Below are 6,867 nucleotides of genomic sequence, written 5' to 3'. Positions count from 1 at the left end.
TGTTTTGTCAACGTGGCCAGCGTGGACCGCATCATCTATGCCATCTTTAACGGCTACAACGAAAGGTTGGAGTGGCGAAACCGCACCCTCCGCCTTTTTACACACGCAGCTTGACATCACCTCCCGCCGATTTTGCTTGACAAGCGGCCCACCTTGTGCTAGCCTACTGTTGTTAACGCTCTCCCGCGGAGCGCACGTGGCGCAGGCCCTCGGCCTGCGGCTTTTCGCTCTGGCCTTGAATTTTCATCTTGGCCTGCGGTCCTTGCCTTTGATTTTTGTTTAATTTCGATTTTCCGCCGGGGCGGCGTCCCGCAGTGCGGGATCGCGCCGCCCGCAACGCGTGCGAAATCCGCCGCTCAGGAGCCCACCATGACCAACGAACAGCAGCGTCCATCCGCATCGCGTCCGCAATCCTCGCGGCATCGCGCCGCCGCGCTCAAGAACCTGGAAAAGGCCTGGCAGGCCAATCGCTCGCGCTGGGAATTCACGCGCGCGCGCCGGTCCACTTCGCTCTGGACCATCAAGAAGGCGCAGTTTGCCAACCGCCTGCCCGGACGCAAGTTTTCGCCCGCGCAGCGCGAGGCCGCCAGCCGCAACGTGGCCAAAGCCCGCGAAACGCTCCAGGCGCGGGGACGCTCGCCCGAGCACCTGGCCAAACTGCGCCAGTCGATCGCCAAAGCCCGCGCCGCCCGCACCCGCCAGAGCATCGAGCGCCAGGCGGAAAAAATCCTGAAGCACGGACTCTTCGCCCGCCGGCTGCGCGGCCCGGTGGCGCCGTTGGGCGAAAATCCGCGCGACTACAAAGCCATCCATCGCCTCGTGGCGCGTTACTTTGGGCCGCAGAACGAGGAAGAGGAAAAGCTGCTGCACCTGATCGCCGACGCGCTCTGGCGGCAGCACCGCATTTTTTATGCCCAGGCCGCCTGGCAGATCGAGCGGCTCAATTTCTTTCTCGGCAAGGCGACGCCCATCGAGTCTTCCGATGCGACTGAAACCAAGCTGCGCGCCTACACGCTGCTCACCGTGTTGCTTGACCGCGATGAATCGTACCGGCGTGGCTCAAGGCTGATCGGCGCCACCGAGCGCCTGCTGCGCCGCTTCCTGCGCCTGCGCTTCGGCCGCGACCCCAATTTCCAGACCGGCAAACGCCTCTTCGATCCCGTCAAGGGCTTCTCCCACAGCGAGCGATTCGACCTCGCCATCTTCGCCCACGATCCCGAAATCTTCAACCACGTCTACGACACCTGGGACGGGTGAGGGGTGTTTCGAGGAATTGAACGATTACGCGAATGGTGATTGACCGATTTAAAAAGCCTGGGCGCGCGCCCGCCGCTCTGAGTACGATCCATGCGGCTTTTGCCTTACTTTCAGCTTTCATCCTTCACACTTCATCCTTCGCCGCCTCCTGCCTTCTGCTCTCTGCCTACTGCTTTCAGCCATCAGCCGTCAGGCTGCTGCTTTCCGCCTACCGACTCCTGGCTTCTGGCTCCTATACTTCCCTTTCGTCCCTCCGGGCTTTGTGGCGTTTTGACGGTCCGTTTTCCCATCCCGCAAGGCGGGATGGGCTAAATCCTTCCGCCCCCTTCAGGCGCTAATTTCGGAAATGCCACCGCGCCGGGCACAAGGCCCGCCCCAGCGCACCATTGCCGCCCACATTGCGCACGTGCTACCATCGTCGCCATGCCAGGCCGCGCCATCCAATCACGCGAATCGTAAGGAGAAAAACCACATGCCTGTACCCGTTCTGTTGCCCACCACTGCTCGTGACGAAGCTTTTGCCGGCGTCAAATACCATGTTCAGGGAGAACTCGTTCCGGTGCTCAGCGTCGAGCTCAGCGCCATGCCCATTTACTTTGAGCATCACGTGCTGCTGTGGAAAGACACGCAGGTGGAAATCGGCGTCAAGACCATCAGCGGAGCCTTCAAGCGCATGGTAGCAGGGATGCCCATTCTTATGACGGAAGCGCGCGGGCCGGGCCGCATTGCCTTCAGCCGCGATGGCGCGGGCCACGTTTTCGGCTTGCACCTGTCGCAGGGCCAGTCCGTCGACGTCCGCGAGCATCAGTTCCTGGCCGCCACGGAGAGCCTCGATTACGGCTTTACGCGAGTCAAGGGAGCCAGCAACATTCTCTTCGGCGGCACGGGATTTTTTATCGATAAGTTCACCTGCCGCCAGTCGGAAGGCATCGTCTGGCTGCACGGCTACGGGAACGTCTTTGAGATTGACTTGAAAGCCGGCGAACAGATCGACCTCGAGCCGGGCGGCTGGATCTACAAAGACCCCAGCGTCCAGATGCAGACCCAGTTTCAGAAACTCTCGACAGGTTTTTTCGCCAGCGGACAGATCTTCTGGAACCGCTTCACCGGCCCCGGCCGCATTGCGCTCCAGTCCATGTACTTCCACATGCCCACGGAAGGCTAGCGCGTGGGCAACCCGCGTGCGGCTCCAATTGTTGCTATCAAACGTCCGAAGCCCTCTCCCGCGGGAGAGGGTGTCCCGCGGCGCGGGACAGGTGAGGGTGTTTGTCAGGGGACCAGGTTCTAGCCGTCGTTGCCGCCAAGCCCTCGCTCTGGAATCTGGAATCTCAAATCTGAAATCCCGACGAGAGTGTGCCCGCCACAGGCCACTACCTGACAAACAATGGCCCTCTCCCGCTGGGAGAGGGTGGCGGAGGTACGACGCCGGGTGAGGGGTGGTTTAGGAAGCCGCGGCTTCAGCCCCTGAAGATCAGGACCCTGCGGCCCCCCTAAACGTCATCCTGATCCCGCGGAGCGGGAGAAGGGTCTGCTTCATTGGTTCTCCCGCCCCGCGAAACACAATGTTGGGCCAGCATCCGCCAACGCATCGGTCACACGGCCTTCCGCCCCCGCGCCTTTCCGGTGTATATTACCCCCGCACGCGAACCATCTCCCCCAGGAGAACACAATAGACCATCACCACCGTCGAAGACATCCATGAGGAAAATTCATGAATAGGGCGTATTACTCTGATTCAATATCCAATTTCCTAAATTCTGACGTCAGAACGATTCTGGGCACAATCGAGTTCGGTAACGACTTTCCATCGGAACTGACCCAGCGTGATGCATGGGTAGAGGAAATACAGATACTTCAATCGGTGTTGCGGCCATATCAGGGCGCTATCTATTTTGAGTACTCGATTCCCCGGATGGGGCAACGCATTGATGTCGTTCTTTTGATTGGACCCGCCATTTTTGTCCTTGAGTTTAAGGTTGGCGAAAAAGAATTCCCCGCCCATGCGGTTGATCAGGTCTGGGACTATGCCTTGGACCTAAAGAACTTCCACGAAACAAGTCACGATTGCTTTATGGCCCCGATTCTGATCGCGACCAAAGCCAACACCAGCAGTTCAATTGTTGCTGCGACACCAAAACATGACGGGCTGCTCTTCCCAATCAGGAGCAGCGTTGGCCAGCTTGGAAATGTGATTGAACAGGTCTTGAGCTTTGCCGAAGGTGCCGACATAGAACCTAAACAGTGGGAGGCCGGAAGATATTGTCCTACCCCGACTATTATCGAAGCTGCGTTGGCACTTTACAGCGGGCACTCGGTTAAAGAAATCTCCCGAAGCGATGCAAATGCAATCAATCTTACTCAAACATCTGACTCAATATCCTCAATCATCCAGTCTGCGAAGATAAATTCCCACAAGGCAGTCTGTTTCGTGACCGGCGTTCCCGGCGCGGGAAAGACCCTGGTTGGCCTCAACATTGCAACCACCCATATTGACAAGACGAACGAGCTTTACAGTGTGTTCCTTTCCGGCAATGGCCCGCTTGTTGCGATACTCCGTGAAGCGCTTGCAAGGGATAAGGTTCGACGCGAAAGGGGGAATGGACGAAAGGTCAGGAAGGGTGAAGCAATGAGCGAGGTAAAAATGTTCGTGCAGAACGTCCATCATTTCCGGGACGAGTGCCTTCGTGACCCGAAATCCGCACCCATCGAGCACGTCGCGTTGTTTGACGAGGCGCAACGCGCGTGGAATCTGGAGCAGACCTCTAGCTTCATGCGCCGCAAGAAACACGTCTCGAATTTCTATCAGTCTGAGCCAGAATTCTTGATTTCCTGCCTTGATCGCCATGTGGATTGGGCTGTTATTGTGTGTCTGGTCGGCGGTGGCCAGGAGATCAACACCGGCGAGGCAGGAATCGCAGAATGGATTGAGTCTCTCAACCGCTCATTTCCGGATTGGCACATTCACATTTCTGCCCAACTCTCCGACAGCGAGTACGGCGCAGGAGAAGTTCTGCAAAAATTGGCGAAGCGACCAAATGTCACGCGTAAGGACGAACTGCACCTTGCAGTGTCGATGCGCTCATTCCGCGCAGAAAACCTGTCCTACATGGTCAAGCAACTCTTGGATCTCAACGCCGAAGAAGCCTGTAAGGCGCTGGAGACAGTGAGGACTAAGTATCCGATCGTTGTCACCCGCGAACTGAGTAGGGCGAAACAATGGTTAAAATCGCAGGCAAGCGGTTCGGAACGCTATGGGATCGTGGTTTCTTCTCAGGCGGAGCGATTAAAGCCGCATGCGATAGATGTAAAGACGCCAGTCAACCCAATCCATTGGTTCCTGAACGGGAAAGAAGACGTGCGTTCCTCATACTATCTTGAGGATGTTGCTACCGAATTTCACGTACAAGGCCTCGAGCTTGACTGGGCGTGCGTTACATGGGACGCCGATTTCAGATACACGCCCAAGGGCTGGCAACATTGGTCCTTTGTCGGAGATCGCTGGAAGCGTATCAACAAGGCGGAGCGGCAAAATTACCTCAAGAATGCCTATCGAGTCCTTCTGACTCGTGCCCGACAAGGCATGGTGATCGTGGTTCCACCCGGTGATGGAGAAGATTGGACACGCAATCCCGCTTATTATGACCCGACGTTCGACTTTCTAAAGGCTATCGGGTTCGACACTTTATAGCGTGTGCGCCGATCGGCCGATTGGTCCCCAACTTGCCATTACTGCCTTTCATCGCGGACCTTTTCTACCTCAGCATTCTCTTTTCCTTCCCACCTCACTGAACAACCAGCCGGAGACGAAGAAAATCGGGGCAAAATCCGGGGCGGCGGAGGGAGCAAAGGCAATTCGGGAGTCAGGAGTCAGGAGTCAGGAGTTAGAAGGCAGGAGACGGGAAGCGGGACGGCTAGCCTCGCCGAAAATCCGTTCTTCCAATCACAACTCGCAAATCACTCAATCGCTCAAACCGGCAGCCAGGAGTCAGGAGTCAGGAGCCAGAAGTCAGGAGACAGGAGCTAGTAGGCACAACGATGCCGCGAGAGCGGGCGGCCGCACGCCTTTGCCAATCGTGCGGGGGAAAGGTAAAATACCTTTGTGCTACCTATTCTGCTACCGTTTAAGGCACCTATTACGGCACTAGTTCCGGTACAATAATCCGCCACTGAGGACCATGGGCACATATTTTCAAACCGGGCTCGGCAAAATCATCGGGTCGAAGAACGAGCGGGAGCTGAAGCGGCTGCTGGCGCGCGTGGAGGAAATCAACGCGCTTGAGCCGGAGATGCAGAAGCTGGACGACGCGGAATTCCCTCACCGCACCGAGGAGCTGAAGAAGCGCCTGGCCGAGGGCGCCACGCTCGACGAGCTGCTGCCGGAAGCCTTTGCGCTGTGCCGCGAGGCCGGCCGTCGTACGCTGAACATGCGCCACTTTGATGTCCAACTGGTGGGCGGCATGGTGCTGCATGAAGGCAAGATTGCCGAGATGAAGACCGGCGAAGGCAAGACGCTGGTGGCCACCCTGCCCGTCTACCTGAACGCGCTGGAAGGCAAGGGCGTGCACCTGGTGACGGTGAACGACTATCTGGCCAACCGCGACGCCGCCTGGATGGGGCCGATCTATCGCCTGCTGGGCCTGTCCGTGGGCGTGATTGTCCACGACCTGGACGACGAGGAGCGCCGCATTGCCTACAATTGCGACGTGACCTACGGCACCAACAACGAGTACGGCTTCGATTACCTGCGCGACAACATGAAGTTTGAGCTGGCCGACTGCGTGCAGCCCGCGCACCGTTTCGCCATTGTGGACGAAGTGGACTCCATTCTGATTGACGAGGCGCGCACGCCGCTGATTATTTCCGGCGCCTCGGAAGAATCCACGGAAAAGTATTATCGCGTGGACCAGGTGATTCCGCACCTCAAGCTCAAAGACGATTACGAAATCGACGAGAAGCTGCGGACCGTCAGCCTGCTCGAACCGGGCATCGCCAAGGCTGAAAAAATGCTGGGGCTGGAAAACATGTACGACCCCGCCAACATGGAGTTTATCCACCACGTCTACCAGGGATTGAAAGCGCACGCGCTCTTCCTGCGCGACAAGGATTACGTGGTGAAAGATGGAGAAGTGATCATCGTGGACGAATTTACCGGTCGGCTCATGCCCGGCCGGCGATGGAGTGACGGCCTGCACCAGGCCATCGAAGCCAAAGAAGGCGTCAAGATCGAAAAAGAAAACCAGACGCTGGCAACCATCACCTTCCAGAATTATTTCCGTATGTACGACAAGCTGGCCGGCATGACCGGCACGGCGGAAACCGAAGCGGCCGAGTTTGAAAAAATCTACGAGCTTGAAGTGGTGGTTATCCCCACCAATCGCGAACTGATCCGGTATGAACATGCGGACGTGGTGTATCGCACCGAGCGCGAAAAATTCAACGCCGCCATCGAGGAGATCAAGGAATACCACCTGCGCGGCCAGCCGGTGCTGGTGGGCACCATCGCCATTGAAAAATCGGAGCGGCTGAGCGCCCAGCTTCGCAAGGCCGGATACCTGCCGGCGCATTTTCAGGACCTGCTGAAGCAGGCGGGGCTGGACGGCCGCGAGATGG

At 57.8% G+C, this 6,867-nt stretch carries 4 protein-coding genes; all 4 read left to right on the top strand.

The window, feature by feature from the left end; all coding sequences use genetic code 11:
- Window positions 1-369 precede the first annotated feature (369 nt).
- Window positions 370-1,257, top strand: coding sequence for a hypothetical protein (locus tag VFQ24_10475; protein ID HET9178767.1), 888 nt, complete (start codon window positions 370-372; stop codon window positions 1,255-1,257).
- 472 nt (window positions 1,258-1,729) lie between these two features.
- Complete coding sequence (locus tag VFQ24_10470) at window positions 1,730-2,422, top strand: AIM24 family protein (GenBank protein HET9178766.1); 693 nt, start codon at window positions 1,730-1,732, stop codon at window positions 2,420-2,422.
- A gap of 546 nt (window positions 2,423-2,968) precedes the next feature.
- Window positions 2,969-4,945, top strand: a complete 1,977-nt coding sequence (locus VFQ24_10465; GenBank protein ID HET9178765.1) for a DUF2075 domain-containing protein — start codon at window positions 2,969-2,971, stop codon at window positions 4,943-4,945.
- 487 nt (window positions 4,946-5,432) lie between these two features.
- Window positions 5,433-6,867, top strand: a 1,435-nt coding sequence (locus tag VFQ24_10460; protein HET9178764.1) for a preprotein translocase subunit SecA, incomplete at its 3' end; no start/stop codon positions are given.

Source organism: Terriglobia bacterium (assembly GCA_035712365.1).
Taxonomy (GTDB): Bacteria; Acidobacteriota; Terriglobia; order UBA7540; family UBA7540; genus SCRD01.
This window is presented reverse-complemented; position numbering and strand designations above follow the sequence as displayed.

Bases quoted from the DNA above. Each gene is read 5' to 3' on its own strand.
- VFQ24_10475 (HET9178767.1), top strand. From the start codon at position 370: ATGACCAACGAACAGCAGCGTCCATCCGCATCGCGTCCGCAATCCTCG.
- VFQ24_10470 (HET9178766.1), top strand. From the start codon at position 1,730: ATGCCTGTACCCGTTCTGTTGCCCACCACTGCTCGTGACGAAGCTTTT.
- VFQ24_10465 (HET9178765.1), top strand. From the start codon at position 2,969: ATGAATAGGGCGTATTACTCTGATTCAATATCCAATTTCCTAAATTCT.